Origin of the sequence: [Collinsella] massiliensis (assembly GCF_002161605.1) — a bacterium.
Classification (GTDB): domain Bacteria; phylum Actinomycetota; class Coriobacteriia; order Coriobacteriales; family Coriobacteriaceae; genus Enorma.
The window spans coordinates 57,519-73,304 of the sequence record NZ_NFIE01000003.1 but is presented as its reverse complement, the minus strand read 5'-3'; the positions used below and the strand labels follow the sequence as shown (position 1 = coordinate 73,304).

At 64.3% G+C, this 15,786-nt stretch carries 15 protein-coding genes and 3 tRNA genes; all 18 read left to right on the top strand.

Annotated elements, in window-relative coordinates; all coding sequences use genetic code 11:
- The first annotated feature begins 356 nt into the window (after positions 1–356).
- The 18 genes from B5G02_RS01790 (at position 357) to tuf (ending at position 15,590) form a co-directional block, all read left to right on the top strand.
- Positions 357–1,505 (top strand): hypothetical protein, encoded by a 1,149-nt coding sequence (locus B5G02_RS01790; protein WP_094334949.1) that lies wholly within the window; start codon positions 357–359, stop codon positions 1,503–1,505.
- Positions 1,506–1,607: 102 nt separating this feature from the next.
- Positions 1,608–1,907: a hypothetical protein gene (locus B5G02_RS01785; protein ID WP_094334948.1), complete on the top strand. Its 300-nt coding sequence runs from the start codon at positions 1,608–1,610 to the stop codon at positions 1,905–1,907.
- 1 nt (position 1,908) lies between these two features.
- On the top strand, positions 1,909–2,832 hold the full coding sequence (locus tag B5G02_RS01780; RefSeq protein WP_094334947.1) for a hypothetical protein: 924 nt from the start codon (positions 1,909–1,911) through the stop codon (positions 2,830–2,832).
- A gap of 51 nt (positions 2,833–2,883) precedes the next feature.
- Positions 2,884–4,290 carry a VirD4-like conjugal transfer protein, CD1115 family gene (locus B5G02_RS01775; RefSeq protein WP_094334946.1) on the top strand — a complete coding sequence of 469 codons (1,407 nt, stop codon included), beginning with the start codon at positions 2,884–2,886 and terminating at the stop codon, positions 4,288–4,290.
- Between the two features lie 60 nt (positions 4,291–4,350).
- Entirely contained in the window at positions 4,351–4,947 is a 597-nt protein-coding gene (locus B5G02_RS01770) for a ClpP family protease (protein WP_094334945.1), read from the top strand.
- A gap of 61 nt (positions 4,948–5,008) precedes the next feature.
- Entirely contained in the window at positions 5,009–5,236 is a 228-nt protein-coding gene (locus B5G02_RS10280; RefSeq protein ID WP_428843240.1) for a DarT1-associated NADAR antitoxin family protein, read from the top strand.
- 72 nt (positions 5,237–5,308) lie between these two features.
- A complete protein-coding gene (locus B5G02_RS01760; protein ID WP_094334944.1) occupies positions 5,309–5,590 on the top strand; it encodes an AbrB/MazE/SpoVT family DNA-binding domain-containing protein in 282 nt (93 codons plus the stop codon).
- Positions 5,583–5,909: a type II toxin-antitoxin system RelE/ParE family toxin gene (locus tag B5G02_RS01755; RefSeq protein WP_019239723.1), complete on the top strand. Its 327-nt coding sequence runs from the start codon at positions 5,583–5,585 to the stop codon at positions 5,907–5,909. The genes B5G02_RS01760 and B5G02_RS01755 overlap by 8 nt, the downstream gene beginning before the upstream one ends.
- A 221-nt stretch (positions 5,910–6,130) precedes the next feature.
- Positions 6,131–6,979 carry a hypothetical protein gene (locus B5G02_RS01750; RefSeq protein ID WP_094334943.1) on the top strand — a complete coding sequence of 283 codons (849 nt, stop codon included), beginning with the start codon at positions 6,131–6,133 and terminating at the stop codon, positions 6,977–6,979.
- A gap of 173 nt (positions 6,980–7,152) precedes the next feature.
- Positions 7,153–8,007, top strand: coding sequence for a DarT ssDNA thymidine ADP-ribosyltransferase family protein (locus B5G02_RS01745; protein WP_094334942.1), 855 nt, complete (start codon positions 7,153–7,155; stop codon positions 8,005–8,007).
- Positions 8,008–8,243: 236 nt separating this feature from the next.
- A complete protein-coding gene (locus B5G02_RS01740) occupies positions 8,244–8,429 on the top strand; it encodes a hypothetical protein (protein ID WP_094334941.1) in 186 nt (61 codons plus the stop codon).
- A gap of 89 nt (positions 8,430–8,518) precedes the next feature.
- Positions 8,519–9,625 (top strand): hypothetical protein, encoded by a 1,107-nt coding sequence (locus B5G02_RS01735; RefSeq protein WP_241146125.1) that lies wholly within the window; start codon positions 8,519–8,521, stop codon positions 9,623–9,625.
- 158 nt (positions 9,626–9,783) lie between these two features.
- On the top strand, positions 9,784–12,945 hold the full coding sequence (locus tag B5G02_RS01730; RefSeq protein WP_094334940.1) for a RecQ family ATP-dependent DNA helicase: 3,162 nt from the start codon (positions 9,784–9,786) through the stop codon (positions 12,943–12,945).
- A 128-nt stretch (positions 12,946–13,073) separates the two neighbouring features.
- Entirely contained in the window at positions 13,074–13,772 is a 699-nt protein-coding gene (locus tag B5G02_RS01725; RefSeq protein WP_094334939.1) for a hypothetical protein, read from the top strand.
- A gap of 283 nt (positions 13,773–14,055) precedes the next feature.
- Positions 14,056–14,140, top strand: a tRNA-Tyr gene (locus B5G02_RS01720).
- 10 nt (positions 14,141–14,150) lie between these two features.
- Positions 14,151–14,226 (top strand) — tRNA-Thr (locus B5G02_RS01715).
- A 4-nt stretch (positions 14,227–14,230) separates the two neighbouring features.
- Positions 14,231–14,307, top strand: a tRNA-Met gene (locus B5G02_RS01710).
- Positions 14,308–14,399: 92 nt separating this feature from the next.
- Complete coding sequence (gene tuf, locus B5G02_RS01705) at positions 14,400–15,590, top strand: elongation factor Tu (RefSeq protein ID WP_019239716.1); 1,191 nt, start codon at positions 14,400–14,402, stop codon at positions 15,588–15,590.
- The last annotated feature ends 196 nt before the right edge of the window (positions 15,591–15,786 follow it).

Sequence of the window (15,786 nt, the reverse complement as noted above, 5' to 3'; positions counted from 1 at the left end):
AGCGGAATCGATGGGGCCTGGAACCTTGATAACTGCATACACGCCGTCCACCCTTCGGCGGGGTGCGCCCGGCGCAGCCCCGTCCCGTGGCGAGCGCGCCCCGAGCGCGCGATGACCTGCGGAAGCGAGCCTGCCGGGGCGATGACCTTGCGGGGAGGGCGGTGTGGCAACACGTCCGGTGGCAGCAGCCACAAGGAACGAGAGCGGCGGCAGACGGAGCCGCGCCGGCGCACATGCGTCGGCTACCGGACGAGCATGGCCGGCTGGACACCTCTGCATCGCAGGCGGTGTCGGCCGGTGCGCAGGACAGCGACCGCACGCAACGACAACACAGGCTATCAAGCAAGGGAGGTCACATGGACGAAGAACTTCCGACATTCGAAGATCTGTTGGAAGAGCTGGAGACGGATCTTGCCGAGATGTCGGCCGAAAACCCCGCCCTGCAAGCGGAGTTGAAGCGCATGGCACAGGAAGACAGGGCTCGCGAGGAAGAGCTCAACCGGCTCCGCCGCCCCTACCATGATTGCATCCTCGGCGCGTTCGCGACGTTCGCCCGGATACCGCTCGCACACCTGGTAGGGGGATTCGGGCGCACGGCGGAGGCGACTCGTGCGTGCATCGATGGCTACCTGGGGAGGTTCGTGCCGGATCTCTGGGATTATCGGGGCAAGACGCTCGGCACCGCAGCCCATCTCATCACAGGAGACTACTTCGACCTCGAGGAATACCAGCCCAAGCTCATGGATGCCAAAGGCGACGACGGGTCGAACGTCGTGCCCTGGGAGCAGCCCTATGAGCCGCCTGCCGAGGGCCTCAATCCCGACGAGGACGCCATCGGCGCCGCGCCCGATGCGTCCGAGCGCGCAGGCAAGATCAAGGAGGGCCTCGCCTGCATCATGCCTTGCCTGACCGAGCTCGTCGTCACAGCGATCGACGTGCTCGAGCGGCACGGCGTCGACGCGCATCGCGCCGACGCATACGAAGAGGCGCCGAGCTTCGGTGAGGGATACTACGCACAGCCCCTGTTCGCCGGCATGCTCAAGCTGCCAGATGACGCACGGGAAGACGCCACCGATCGCTTCGAGCTCATGGGCATGACGGAGGACGAGGCGCGCGCGACGGTTTCCGTCTTGCTCGAGATCCCGTTTTGCGAGCTTGAAGCCGCCGTCTGGTTCTTCTACGACGATGAGGAGCTCTTCGGCATCTCGAAAACGGTCTCCATGATCGATCTCACCGGGGGCGACGGAAACGAGCCCGAGAAGCGCGAGATGCCGCGTCAGGAGCGCCTGGCCTATTTCAAGACCATCGCCTGCGACACCATCTGTCCCATCAAGACGGCGCATGTGAGCGCAGACGGCGGCCAGCCCATCGCGGCTGTCGTGCGCGATATGGCCGCCGGGGCGCGCACCGACGATGAATATGGCGCGCTGCTTGCCATCGGGGCGTACAACAAGCTGCTCTGTCCGCTCGCCATCATGGCCGACTACCGACTTCCCCGCTGCTAGAAAGCACTGCAGAGCAATCTGCGGGACGCAGTGCGCATACGGCGCCCCACCCTCGAGCACATCACGATGGAAATGACACGTATCAGATAGGAGAGGAACCACATGGCACACCCTACCGCGCAGCACACTTTTTTCGATTCGAACCCAGAATACGCGACGCTCATCTACGCAGCGCAGGACGCGCGGGCGGCGCTCGGTATGGCGCTTTCCGGCGAACTCGACGCGCTGCTCGCGCATGAGGGAGGCGTCGAGTACGAGCGGTACGGCCGCCCGAGCGATGAGGAGATGCTCGCAACCTATCTTTCCTCCCTGCAGCGCGTCTGGGCGTATGAGGAGGAGCACCGCGAAGAGGTGCGCCGCTGCCAGGATCTATTCGGTTCCGAGACGTGCGTGGAGGCGTAGCATGAACACGCGAACTACCGTACTTGCCGGCCGCATCGATGCGGCGCTTGACAGCATGGTTCCGCCCGAACTGATCGCTGCCAGCCTCTCCGTCCTTGCGCGTGCCCCCTGGGAGCGCTACTGCGGAGACGCGAAGGCGCGCCGCATGTGCCACCGCATCGCTACGTCGGGGATGACCGGGTTGTACCTCGAGAGCTATGGCGCGGAGCTGCCCGAATGGACAGGCGATGTCGGCGGCATCGCGCGCCTCGCGATGATCCTCGACGCCACCGCCCGCAACGCGCAGGATCACAACGCCCTCGTCGCCCTCACCGCGAGTCGAGAGGCGCTCGTAGACGGCCTGCTCGACCCGATCCGCAAGTACACGATGTGGAACAGCAAAGCCCGTGAGCAGAAAGAGACCGGCCAAGCGTCTGACGATACGGGCAGGGAGACATCTCGTTCGCAGCGCCGGCGCTCGCCCCGATACGATTTCGCTCACATGGCACGGAAGTACTGTGGCAACGACCTCAATGCTGCCGAAGCGCGTGCGCTGTTCTATGCCTTCTGCTTTTCCACGGCGGGCGACATCCTCGAAGCCGTCAGGTCGTCGCCTGAACTCTCCAAGGGCCCGGCAGCGCCGGACTTCAAGCAGTATTCCGCACGGGCGACCGGGGCGCTCGGGGAATCGCGCGACTGCTCTGCCGAGGTCATGTGCGAGCACTTCGCGAAGAAGCGAGCGTGTATCGATGAGGCCTGCGAGGACGAGGACTATCCCTGGTGGGATGAGGATCCGGAGAGTCCCGAGGAACGCTTGCAGCGCTTGGCCCTGCCCCTGTTCTTCGAACCCCTGGCGCTTGCGAGGTGCTATGGAACCGGGGCAGCGTGTGCTCGCACACAGGCACGCCGCAATCCCACGCTCTCTGCCCGCCTCGCTGCCGCCTGATGCAAGGGCGCGCCAGACCAAAACCAATACGTTTCAGAAGGGATGCTGCTCATGTCCACGGACTTGCCGAACGTCATCGACCGCACCGCTTACCAGAGCCAGACCATCGTCGGCCGCAACCGCACCATCGAGACCGACTCCTTCCAGACAGGCATCAACAACAACATGCTCGTCATCGGCCCATCAGGCGCGGGCAAGACGCGCCACGTGCTCAAGCCCAACCTGCTTCAGATGGGCTCGAGCTTCATCGTGCTCGACACCAAGGGCACGCTCTGCCGCGAGATGGGCACGATGCTCGCTGGTGCAGGCTATACGGTCGAGTGCCTCGACTTCGCGAACATCTGCGAAGAGCCGCGACCGCTTCCCGCCGGAGCCGCGCACGTGGGCTACAACCCGCTCTCGTTCATCCGTCGAGACTCCCACGGCCGCCCCAACCAGCAGGACATCCTCTCCATCGCTGTCGCACTCTGCCCTGTCGAGAACGGGAAGGAGCCGTTCTGGGACCGCGCCGCGGCAAACCTCCTTGCCGCGCTCATCGCATACGTGATGGAAGAGCTGCCGCGCGAGGAGCAGACGTTCGCTGCGCTGGTCGAGCTTGCCGAGCACCTGAATGACGGTGCGACATTCCGCTTGCTCGATGACCTCGAGGTGAGCGACCCCGATAGCCTCGCATCCTCGATGTACCTGCGCTACGCCTCCACGCGCGATGCCGAGAAGATGAACGCGAGCATCATCGGCATCATTGCCGAGAAGCTCATGTGCCTGGGGTTCGACGGGGCGCTCAGACTCTACACCGCCTCCCGCCAGGTCGATTTCGCCCGCTTCGGCCACGAGCGCCGCGCGCTCTTCGTGACCATGAGCGACATCGACCGCGCGCTCGATCCACTCACGAGCCTCTTCGTCGACCAGGCCTTCAAGGCGCTCCTGCGCGAAGCGGACCGTTGCCCGGGCGGCCGCATGCCCGTTCCCGTACGGCTCTTCCTCGACGACTTCGCGAACCTCTACATCAACAACATCGACGACCTGCTCGCCGTCGCACGCAGTCGAGAGATCTGGGTCACGCTGCTGCTGCAGTCTGTGAATCAGCTCGAGGCACGCTACGGCCGGTCGCGCGCCATGTCCATCATGGGCAACTGCGACGTGCAGCTCGCGTTGGGCTTCCAGGACCTCGACACGGCGCGCTGCTTCTCCGAGCGTGCGGATCGGATGCCGAAGACCCTGCTCGAGCTGCCCTCCGGTCGCGCCTGGCTCTTCGTACGCGGTCGGCGTGCCGAGGAAGTTGAGAGCTACCGCCTAGAGGAACACCCGCGCTACGCAGAGCTCGTCTCTGCGGCTGCCGCTCCGTTCGAGACGTCGGGGCAGAGGGCTCCGGAAGCAGCGCCCGCGCGTGAACCCGTCGATCCCGTTTCCATGGGGGAGGCGTGTTCGTTCACGCTCGACGAGGAAATTCCGTTCTAGCCCCGCCCCAGCACCTGTCTAGTCTGTTCAAACCGTGTAGCCCAAGAGAGAGGAATCTTCATGGAACAACGCATCATCAGTCCCCGCACCATGCGCGAGACGGCGCGCGGCATCGCGCTCACGAGTATCTACGACGAGATGCTCTCCCGCCGCGAGCTCTCCGTGACCGGAGCGATCGATGCCGCCATGGCGTTCGACATCTGCCAGCAGCTGCTCCAACTCGAGCACGATGACACCTCCGCCGAGGTCACGCTCTATGTGGCGAGTCCGGGCGGCAGCGTCTCCGCCGGCCTCGCCATCGTTGACACCATGCGCACCATCGCATGCCCCGTGCGCACCGTGTGCCTCGATACCGCCGCGTCCATGGGCGCGATTATCTTCGTTTCCGGTGACCGCCGCGAGATGTTCCCCCACGCCGAGCTCATGATCCACGACCCGCTCATCCAGAACGCCGGCGGCTCGGCGCTCTCCGTGCAGGAGACGAGCCGCCGCCTCATGGGGCTCCGCCGCACGCTCAGCCAGATCCTCGCCGACCGCAGCGGCCTTTCCGTGAAGCGCGTGCAGACGCTCACCGCCAAGGACACGTTTCTCACCGCCGAGCGCGCCGTCGAGCTGGGCTTCGCCGACGCGATCGTCGAGCCGCGTAAGGTGGCGTAGGGGAGGGCGTGCCGGGTCGAGCCCGAGCGGCGCGCTTGCGCGCGACCCGGCTTGTTTCGCCATTGCAGGTCGACGTCGAGAGGGAAGGAAACGCGCATGTATCGAGTTCAACCCCAAGCGATCAATCAATTGCCAGGCAGAGGCGGCGGCGATCTTCGTCTCGCTATCCCGGCAGGGGTTGCTGCGGGACGCCTTGGAATCCGAGGACGGTTTCCGCGAGATCGTGTTCCAGGGGGTGGCAAGCGAGACGGCCGCTGATCCCGCAGGTGGACAGGGGCATCTCTTCTAGACCAGGCATGGCGCGACGCGCGTCGTGTTAAAATCAATATAATCATTGAAATTAATGATTCGGAGGTGCCGCATGGTCACGATGATGAGCACGAAACTCACGAAGGGCGGGCAAACGACCGTCCCCAAGGAGGTACGGACGGCTCTGGGCATTGCGGACGGCGCGCGCGTGTACTGGTCATTCGACGGGCGGCGCGCCTGGGTGTCCGCCGTGCCGACGGATCCGCTCGAGGTGACGGACGAGGGGGACTTCCGCGCCCGGCTCGCAGAGGCTGAGGCCGACGTCGCCGCCAGCCGCGTGAGGCCGGCGCGGGACGTCGCGGGCGATTTGGGTGCGAGGTACGGTCTTGCATAGATACGAGATCTTGGCAACAAGGCGCTTCGAGGATGATCTAGACACCGCTCTCAGCTGGAGGCTCCGCGAAGTCGGACGCTCGAGTGCCGCCAGGCTCTACAGCACGTACCTCTCGAAGCTCGACACGCTGGAAACCTTTCCGCTCCTGGGCGGGCGCGTGGAGGGCTCCGAGTACCGCTGTACGGCGATCGGGGGTTACATCGCGGTCTACTCCGTTGATGAAGCGGCGCGCGTGGTCACGCTCATGCGTCTCTTTCATATGTCGGCCGACTGGCGTGCGCGACTGCTCGCAGATGAGATTGAAGACCGGCCTAATTAGCAAAGCGAGCTCCCTGCTCGGACTGGTTTCGGCACTGCGCCCGAATGAAAGCTGCCGTTTCGAATCGGCCGCGCATTCGGGCGCATCAAGTTCAAGTTCTGTCTTATAAGAGGCCAGGGAGCGCATCGCGATTCCGCATTTCACAATCAAATATTCCAACACGCGAGTATCAGTATTTGAGCAATGGGCGGAGCGCCGCCCCAGCACAGAGAGGAAACATCATGCTCGACACACTTTATCCCGGCTTCGTGAACATGCAACCCGGCCGTGGTGTCATCGGACTGCACCCTCGTGAGGCGGCCTTCGTCCAGCGCGTGCTCGACGATAACCAGAAGCTCTTCGGCGCCGCTGGCTACACCCGCCGCGAGCTCCCCGCAGGCTCGCTCGATCCCGCGGGTATCGCCCTGCGCGCCTGCCAGACGAAGCGCACGCGCGAGGCGTACAAGGACGAGCCCATCATCGCCTTCGAGGCGCCCTATGACCAGGACGAATGCGACGACATCATGCGGGAGATGTACCAGATGCCCATGATGTCCTGCTGGGCGCAGCACCTGGAACACGACCTCGGGTACGCGATCGGGACACCAAGCCCCGAGCTCACCGCATTCGCCAAGCTGCCCGAGACGCCGACCGCAGGTCACATCTACGGCGAGTCCGAAACCATCGCCTATGTGGCCTGGATGCTCGCCAAAAGGCTCGGCGTTAACGCGTCCTGGCGCCACCGGCTGACGCCCGACGAGCGCATCGCCGCGGAGCGCCTCATCGCCGAGTCACACAAGCAGACCAACGGCTATCACGTTGACGACTATACCCTCGGCGTACTCGACGTACCGCGCAACCAGAACGCCTGCGACGAGCTGACGCGCGCCATCCACTGCGCGCCGTTTCTGCCCGAGAGCATCGTCTGCGAGGCGCACTTCCACGGTGTCGGCGACGACAACCTCAACATCGACCTCGATGAGCTGCGCAACGCGATGCCAATCTTCCCTGCCGTCGACGATGACCCCACGCTGCCGAGCGATGAGGAAAGCGCGCGAGCCTTCAAGACGTTTACCGCCATGCATCGATAGCGAGATGATGAGCGATGACGACGCGGCCGATCAACAGCACCCCGATTCCCTGCATGCCCCATGCGGAGTCCGAGCGCGCATTCGACGAGTTCGCAAGCATGCCGCTTGAGTGAATCTAGTCTGCCCCGTACCGCAACGGGTAATCCCATGATTCGCCTAGCCAGGAGGTAGCTATGTCAGAGGAAACCATCTCGCACGGGCAGCCATCCCAGGATATGGAGCGCTGGCGTGAAGCCGGGCGCCGGGGTCGCGAGCTCATCGAAGCGAAGCATCGCGCCGCATCCATCAAGAAGGTTGTCCAAGACCGGGGGATCAAGAAGCTGTACCACCTCACCCAAGCGAGGAACCTCGACAGCATTTTCGAGCACGGGATCCTGTCCAGGAACGAGCTCGCCCGTCGGAAGATCGACGCTGCCGTCAATAGCAGGCTGTGTTGTCAGGAACTCGCCGATACCGTTTCCGTGTACATTTCCGGAGTCAATTTCGAGGTGCTTCACACCCTTGAGCAGCATAAACGGGAACGGGGCGAGACGAGCCCGGGAGACACGTTCGTGCTGCTGGAACTCGATCCCAGCGTGCTGTATGAGCTGAACTGCTCGTTCTTCCCGACCGGCGCGGTCGGCGGTCTGTTTCGCATCAAATGGGAGACGTCCTACGGCGCGCGGGCGTTGGAAAGCATGTTCGAAGACGGCCGCCCGAGCCCAGGGGGAGGCTACTCCCGCACCAAATGGGACTTGAAGCCCTGGGAAGTCAGCGACCCTAACGCAGAGGTGTTCGTGTTCGGGGCGATTCCGCCCCGCTACATCATGCGCGTGTTCTTCAAGAGCGAGGAGCAGATCGACGAGTACCGCAGCTGGGTCGGAGACGACCGCCACATTCCGTATCAGATCGTGTCGCATGAGGCCGCGCTGTTCGAACGGCGGCGCGATTGGATCGACTGGGATATTTCCAGCATGTATGCAGCAGTGAGGAAAGAAAGAGCCGCTCGCCGGGGAGGCAAGAACGGCGGGTTCCGTCTCGTTGACTGAGCGACGCGAGCGCGTTGAATGGCGGTTTTCCCAGCCGGTGTTCGCAACACGTTTTCAATACCCGAACAAGTTCCGTATCCGTTGGGAAGGGGCGCGCACATGCCCGATACCGCAAGCGTCGTCTTCGGGCGCAAGGCCGAGGGCGCCATGTTCACCTCGCGCGAGAAGTACGAAGCCGTCAATGCCGAGTCGACAGGCCTCGCACGCATACGTTTCGCCATCGACGAGCCTTCTTATTGGCCCGGCGGGGCGTATTCGTCGTGCGCATCTACTTCTATAAGGACGGCGAGGTCGTCGCCGGGGCGCTCTGCGGCGAGGACGGCACGCCCGCGCGGGATATCCTCGCGTATACGGGGTGGCGGCGTGCCGCTGCCCGGCCGGTGGTGCCGGTCGGGCGGGGAGCGGTACCCGCGAAGCGCTAAGATGGCCGAGAGGGCACGGGAGAGTGCGTGGCCCGCACGGGGCGGCGGCCCCGCCCCGTGCCCCGCATGCAGATGGGAGGGCTGTGGCTATGGGTTTCATCGACGACGACGCTTGGCAGGAGCAGAATAAGGCGAGGCGGGCGACCGCCAATCTGGCCGTTGCTGCCAAGGAGAGAGAAAAGTTCGCTACGGGCAAGGAGGTCGCTGCGCTTCGGAAGAGCATTCGCGTGCTGATCGATGATCGTCTGCGCACACTCGCGACACGCATTGCCGACACCTATAACGGCGTGTATTGCGCCTATGATGGGGCCTGCATCGGCGACTGGGGCTCGCAGTCGATTCAGAGAGTATCGTGCAAGTCCAAGCTCAGCGGTGCCGCGGAGGAATGGGTAAGGTATTATCAGCAAAGCCTTCTTGATGATGCGAAGGCGTTGCGCGCATTTGATTACGGATGCGCGACAGACGATGAGCTGCGGGCTCTCGCTTCCCTGGAGCAGTTAATCAACGTGCTGTTCGCCATTCCGATGAATCTGTTCGACGTGTACGCCGCCTTTGCGAAGGCAGATCCGTGCGATCCTCGGTGGCGGAACGGTCTTTCTAAGAGGAGCAGGCTGCAGTCGAGTGTGTTTCTGGCCCTCCAAATGGACTGCATGCTCACCAACGAGCTGCAAGTGCGGCGGAACGCCTGCGCCTTGACGGGAAGCCTGAGCGAGCAGTACCGGGATTTCGGGTATCGTATGCTTATGCGGCTCAGCTATGAGAAGAAGGGGCTCGACCGGCTTCCAACGGGGGGCGCCGCCATCGACGATCTTGCCGCCCAGCTTTACGGAATAACCAGGGTCGATAACTCCTCCGTGCGCGATCGCAGGCTGGAAGCGTTGAAAAAGGCTGCCGAGCTGGCAGATGCATGGGTTGCCGCATGTCCCCATTCCGCTGACGCTCGGCGCCATCAATCCTCGATAACCGCAGCCATCGATCAGCGCCAAGGCATTCTTGAGCCAGCGGCGGAAAAGGCTGTGCGCGACTACGCGCGGGCGCTCGAGGAGGATCGGAAGCGGCGGCGCGAGGAAGAGGCCGAAACCGAGCGGAGACGTCGCCGTGAGCGGGTAGAGCTCGAACAACAACGCCGCCGCGATGGAGAGGGAGGCGCAGAAGGCGGTGTGCGAGCCGATCGAGCGCTTCGTGCCTGCCAATAGCCCCACGGACGGACAGGACTCGACCACCTCTTCGTCCTAAACCGGCGAGCTGTCGCGTTCGGTTTTGTCCGGGCGACATGACATAATCATCGCAAACGCTAGGGCACCCCATACGGCGGGCGTCCTGGCTCGCAGGCTTACGAGAGAGGAGCCTTTGTATGGCAGATGCGGTATATACCGATCTTGAGGGCGGGTCGCTTTCCGCTCTGATAACCCAGCTCAAGGAAAAGGGGCTCATCAGCTCAGATGCGAGCATCGATGCCATCGCGCGCAAGTTTTTTCAGAAGTTCCGCGATGCCGGGCTCCTCGAGTACCAGACATTCGAGCGCACGGGCAGGCGTTGCACGGTTCCCACCGAGGCAGGGATTGCACGCGGAATTGAACGGCATGATACGAGCTTATATGCATACCCATGGTTTTCCGGCGCCGGCATCCAGCTGGTGCTCGAGGCGCTCGACAGCGCGGGCATGCTCACGGTGCCGCTGAAACGCGATGACAAGCCCGGCGAGCAAGCTCAGACGGCTGTCCCCACCCCGAGACCCGGCGACCCGTATCCGGACCGCACGCCGCAAGAGATCGACACCGAGGACAAGGACGCATGGTGCCGCAAGGGCGAGGAGCTCGAGGGGGACTTCGTTGCACGCATCGTGCCCCTCACCGGGCGCGACGTGCGCATCAACCCGGAGAAGGCGACGAATCCCTACGCCATCGACCTGCACGATTACGACAACGACCGCCCCGCCGACCTCAAGAGCTTCATGACGCCGTTCTTTACCTGCGCCCGCTATACGCAGGACGAGGCCGGCCGTCCGCTTGCGCGGCGGCTCGACCCGCGCCTCACCATCACGTTCGACGCGAAGGACTACCGCCGCTACTGCGAGCTCTACCCGGAGTGCGACATCTACCTCTACGTGCATTGGGAGCAGCTTGCCTATCGCGACGTAGAGATTGAGCCGCTCGAGGGCGTGTGGGTGGCGCGCTTCGCCGACATGCGCGCGAAGATCGAGGAGCGCGCGCTCGTGCACCACAACTACCTGCGTCGCAAGGGCGACCCGCGCAACGCGAACGACTGCTACCTCTTCGACCTGCGCGACCCCATCTTCACCAAGCTCCTCGAGTGCACGCCGGGTGCAGAGGAGTCGAAGAGGGAAGACGCGACGGCAGGCGTCGCAGAAGGGGAGTCCGTGCGTGTAGAGGAGCCGGCACAGGCCGACGTTCCCTCTCCCGAGCGCGATGCTGCCGCGCGCCAAGCGACCGCCCTCCTTCGCGACGCGTATGGCGAGGGGGCAGAGTTCCGCGCGGGCCAGCTCGAGGCGATCGTCGACGCCGCGACGGGCAAGCGCGTGCTCGTGGTGCAGAAGACGGGTTGGGGCAAGTCGCTCGTCTACTTCATGGCCACGAAGATCCTGCGCGCGCAGGGTGCCGGCCCTACGCTCATCATCAGCCCGCTCCTGGCGCTCATGGAGAACCAGATCGAATCGGCGAAGCGGCTTGGGTTGAACGTCGCGACCATCAATTCGGGCAACCGCGACGATTGGGAGGAGGTCTTCTCCCAGCTCGGCACCTACGATGCTCTCATCATCTCGCCGGAGCGCCTCTCGAACGAGGGGTTCATGAAGCGGCTCGCCGGTGTGCACGGCATCAGGCTCTTCGTGGTGGACGAGGCGCACTGCATCTCGGACTGGGGGCACGACTTCCGCCCGGACTACCAGCGCGTGTCGCGTTTCCTGCAGAACCTGCCCGAGGACGCCGCCATCCTGGGCACCACGGCCACGGCGAACGACCGCGTGATCCGGGACATCCGCGCGCAGCTCGGACACAGCCTGAGCGTCGTGCGCGGCGACCTCATCCGCGAGGAGCTCGCCATCCAGGTGAACCCCGAGCAGACCCGTGAGGAGCGCCTCGCCTGGCTCGCCCAGACGCTCGGCCGGGGCGGCGGCCTCGCGGAGGGGCAGGGGCTCATCTACTGCCTCACGCAGCGCGATTGCGAGCATGTCGCCGAGTACCTGCAGCAGCACGGCGTCTCCGCCCGCGCGTACCATTCCGGCCTCGATGCGGAGGTGTCCGGCCGCGCGCTCGCGGATTTCGAGGCGGGCGACGTGCGCGTGCTCTGCTGCACCATCAAGCTCGGCATGGGCTACGACAAGGCGGACATCCGCTTCGTCGTCAACTTCCAGCTGCCGCAGAACCTCATCAGCTACTACCAGCAGATCGGCCGCGCCGGCCGCGACGGCAAGCGCGCCTACGCGGTGCTGCTGCACGGTCCCGAGGACGAGGGCATCCTGCGCAGCTTCATCGATTCCGCCTTCGCCGAGCCGGACCTGCTCGAGAAGATCATCGAGCTCTGCCGCGACGGGGCTCCCAAGCGCGCGATTGCCGCAGAGGTGAACGTGACCGCGGGCAAGCTCGACGAGGCGCTCAAGTACCTCCAGGTTCACGGCTACCTCTTCACGGAGCGCCGGAAGAACGCCCGGGGCAGCTGGCAAACCGTCTTCTGCGTGGACGAGCAGGCGAGCTTCGATGCGCAGGCGGAGCGCGAGCGCCAGGCCGAGCTGCGCAACACGCGCTACGACGAGCTCGCGAGCTTCAAGGAGTTCCTGCGCACCGACGGCTGCCTCATGAAGTTCATCGCCGACGAGCTCGACGCGCCGGATGCCAAGGACCACTGCGGCATCTGCGCGAACTGCGCGGGCGGGCCGCTCTTTCCTGTGGAGCTCGATAAGGTGCTCGTGGACGAGGCGATCTTGTTCGAGAAGAACCGCCATGGCTTCGTGAAGCCGCGGAAGCTCTGGCCGGATGGCAGCCGCATCGCGGCGGAGGAGCAGTGCGGCCGCGGTTGGATCCTTTCGGACAACTATTATTCTCTTCTCGGCCAGCTCGCGGCGACGGGCAAGTACCGCGACGGTCGCTTCTCGGACGAGCTGCTCCTGGAGTCCGCGCGCTACCTGCGCAGCGCGGCGGCGGGGACGGGCATCGACGCGGTGGTCGCCGTACCGAGCCTGCGCCATCCCCGGCTCGTGCCGGATTTCGCCGAGCGCTTGGCGCACGCGCTCAAGGTGCCGTTCATGGACGGCGTCGTGCGCAAGACCGCCGAGGGCGCCGCGCAGAAGACGCTCAACAGCTCGGTGCTGCAGGCGAAGAACATCCGCGATACCATCGAGGTGGCCAAGCCCGGGCGCATCGCGGGCAAGACCGTGCTCCTCGTGGACGATATGGTCGACTCCGGCTGGACGTTCGCGGTGATCGCGTCCGAGCTCGTGCGCGCCGGCGCGAAGGCCGTCTACCCGTTCGCGCTCGTGAAGACCGGCAAGGGCGACTGATAGCAAAATGGGTTGGTTGGGGACGGGTTCCTTCCAACCCATTTTTGGAATGGCGCCGTGTCCGTCAAAATGGGTTGGAAGGAACCCGTCCCCAACCAACCCATTCGGGAGTTAGCAAGGAGGAAGCCATGCCGCAGGTATTCATTTCGGGCTCGCGCAGCTTGGCGCGGCTGCCCGAGGCGTTCTGCCAGTCCATCGACCGCATCTGCGAGCAGGGCTTCGGCGTGCTCGTAGGGGATTCCGAGCGCGGGGTCGACGCGCTTACCCTCGATTACCTGCGCTCGTGGCGGGGTGCGCCATACCCGGGCGTTCGCGTGTTCACCGTGCGGACGCGCCCGCGCGTGACGGTGGATCCCGCTTGGGCCGTGGAGGTGGTGGCGGGCGAGCCGGGTACCACGGGCCGCGCCCTCCAGACGGCGAAGGATCGCGTCATGGGGGAGCGGGCGGATTGGGGACTCGCGTACTTCAACCCCATCGAGGTCAACCGCTTCGGCAACCTGCAGGTGAGCTCGGGCACGCTCCGCAACGCCGTGCAGTTGCTCCTCGCGGGGCGACCGGTGAAGCTCTTCTATACCTATGAGGGGGAGGCGCGCGCGGCGGGGCTCTCGACGATCGAGGACCTCGAGGGCGTCGTGGAGACGTACCGCACCGAGCGACTCGGCAACGAGGAGCGCGCAGCGGTGCTCGCGAGCGCGACCGCGCGCGACCGGGCGGCGGGCAAGGACGCTGCGCAGGTGAAGTACGAGAAGATCGCGGCGAAGCTCCAGGCGCTCATCCGCGACGAGCGGAAGCGCTGCACCGTGCAGGCCACCCTCGACCTCGGCTAGATGGGTTGGTTGGGGACGTGTTCCTTCCAACCCCTTTTTGACCGAGCGCGACTTCATCTCAAAAGGGGTTGGAAGGAACACGTCCCCAACCAACCCATTCGGTCTTCACAAGCTCCTCATGGCTCATTTCGAGGAAACCGCAGGTCGAAGCTATAGGATACGCCCGGACGCGTGTATTTGAGCATTTCGGTTGACGAGCGGCGACGGCTTGTACTAATATTCGTTTGCTCGCGATGGCGGAATTTCCGCATGGACGTCCGGCTTCGTGGGTCTTGCTTCACGTGGGAGTGTGCCCGAGTGGTTAATGGGGACGGGCTGTAAACCCGTTGGCTCTGCCTACCAAGGTTCGAATCCTTGCGCTCCCACCAGAAGTCAAGTGCCTGTGTAGCTCAGTCGGTAGAGCACCTCGTTGGTAACGAGGAGGTCACCGGTTCAAGTCCGGTCGCAGGCTCCAGTACGGCGGTGTAGCTCAGCTGGTTAGAGCACACGGTTCATACCCGTGGCGTCACTGGTTCGAATCCAGTCACCGCTACCAGGTAACACGGTGGCTTCTCTATGTACGTGGGGGAGCCACTTAAGTTAAAGGGCAAGTCCCTCAGCGGGGACGACCTTAAGGAGGAGGGCTTTATGGCCAAGGAAAAGTTCGAGCGTACAAAGCCGCATGTTAACATCGGCACCATCGGCCACGTCGACCACGGCAAGACCACGTTGACGGCTGCCATCACCAAGGTTCTCTCCGAGACCGAGGGCTGCAAGGCCGACTTCACCGCCTTCGAGAACATCGACAAGGCTCCCGAGGAGCGCGAGCGCGGCATCACCATCTCCGTCGCGCACGTCGAGTACGAGACGGCCAACCGCCACTATGCGCACGTCGACTGCCCTGGCCACGCCGACTACATCAAGAACATGATCTCCGGTGCTGCCCAGATGGACGGCGCTATCCTGGTCATCGCCGCCACCGACGGCCCCATGGCCCAGACCCGCGAGCACATCCTGCTCGCCCGTCAGGTCGGCGTGCCCTACATCGTCGTGTTCCTGAACAAGTGCGACATGGTTGACGACGACGAGCTCATCGACCTCGTCGAGATGGAGACCCGTGAGCTCCTCTCCGAGTACGACTTCCCGGGCGATGACATCCCCGTCATCCGCGGCTCCGCTCTCGGCGCCCTCAACGGCGAGGAGAAGTGGATGGATTCCGTCCGCGAGCTCATGAACGCCGTTGACGAGTACATCCCGACCCCCGAGCGCGACGACGCCAAGCCGTTCCTCATGGCCATCGAGGACACCATGACCATCTCCGGCCGTGGTACCGTCGCTACCGGCCGTGTCGAGCGCGGCGTGCTCAAGCTCAACGAGCCCGTCGAGATCGTCGGCATCAAGGAGACCCAGTCCTCCGTCGCCACCGGCATCGAGATGTTCCGCAAGACCATGGACTTCTGCGAGGCTGGCGACAACGTCGGTATCCTCCTGCGCGGCATCAAGCGCGAGGACATCGAGCGCGGCCAGGTTCTCTGCAAGCCCGGTTCGGTGCACCCGCACACCAAGTTCACCGGCGAGGTCTACGTCCTCACCAAGGAGGAGGGCGGCCGCCACACGCCGTTCTTCGATGGCTACCGTCCGCAGTTCTACTTCCGTACCACTGACGTGACCGGCACCGTCAAGCTCCCCGAGGGCACCGAGATGGCCATGCCCGGTGACCACATCACCATCGAGGGCGACCTCATCCACCCGATCGCCATGGAGGAGGGTCTGCGCTTCGCTATCCGCGAGGGCGGCCACACCGTCGGCTCCGGCGTCGTCTCCACCATCATCGAGTAACTTCGGGTAGCCGAGGTATTCGGATCGTGTGATCTAGGAACCCGGCTCCTCATCACGAGGAGCCGGGTTTTTACGTTCCACCGTTTCGCGAAACGAACTTCCGCCCGATGGCGAACGCACGAGTTCGCTTCCCAAAACGGTGGGTAGCAGTTATGGAACGCATCTGCATTCACGCTGCCCAGCGAATAAACCGTTG

What these genes read in the sequence shown, in the direction of transcription:
- B5G02_RS01785 (WP_094334948.1), top strand. Translation starts at nt 1,608, where the DNA reads ATGGCACACCCTACCGCGCAGCACACTTTTTTCGATTCGAACCCAGAA.
- B5G02_RS01735 (WP_241146125.1), top strand. Translation starts at nt 8,519, where the DNA reads ATGGGTTTCATCGACGACGACGCTTGGCAGGAGCAGAATAAGGCGAGG.
- tuf (WP_019239716.1), top strand. Translation starts at nt 14,400, where the DNA reads ATGGCCAAGGAAAAGTTCGAGCGTACAAAGCCGCATGTTAACATCGGC.
- B5G02_RS01790 (WP_094334949.1), top strand. Translation starts at nt 357, where the DNA reads ATGGACGAAGAACTTCCGACATTCGAAGATCTGTTGGAAGAGCTGGAG.
- B5G02_RS01770 (WP_094334945.1), top strand. Translation starts at nt 4,351, where the DNA reads ATGGAACAACGCATCATCAGTCCCCGCACCATGCGCGAGACGGCGCGC.
- B5G02_RS01750 (WP_094334943.1), top strand. Translation starts at nt 6,131, where the DNA reads ATGCTCGACACACTTTATCCCGGCTTCGTGAACATGCAACCCGGCCGT.
- B5G02_RS01745 (WP_094334942.1), top strand. Translation starts at nt 7,153, where the DNA reads ATGTCAGAGGAAACCATCTCGCACGGGCAGCCATCCCAGGATATGGAG.
- B5G02_RS01760 (WP_094334944.1), top strand. Translation starts at nt 5,309, where the DNA reads ATGGTCACGATGATGAGCACGAAACTCACGAAGGGCGGGCAAACGACC.
- B5G02_RS01775 (WP_094334946.1), top strand. Translation starts at nt 2,884, where the DNA reads ATGTCCACGGACTTGCCGAACGTCATCGACCGCACCGCTTACCAGAGC.
- B5G02_RS01780 (WP_094334947.1), top strand. Translation starts at nt 1,909, where the DNA reads ATGAACACGCGAACTACCGTACTTGCCGGCCGCATCGATGCGGCGCTT.
- B5G02_RS01730 (WP_094334940.1), top strand. Translation starts at nt 9,784, where the DNA reads ATGGCAGATGCGGTATATACCGATCTTGAGGGCGGGTCGCTTTCCGCT.
- B5G02_RS01725 (WP_094334939.1), top strand. Translation starts at nt 13,074, where the DNA reads ATGCCGCAGGTATTCATTTCGGGCTCGCGCAGCTTGGCGCGGCTGCCC.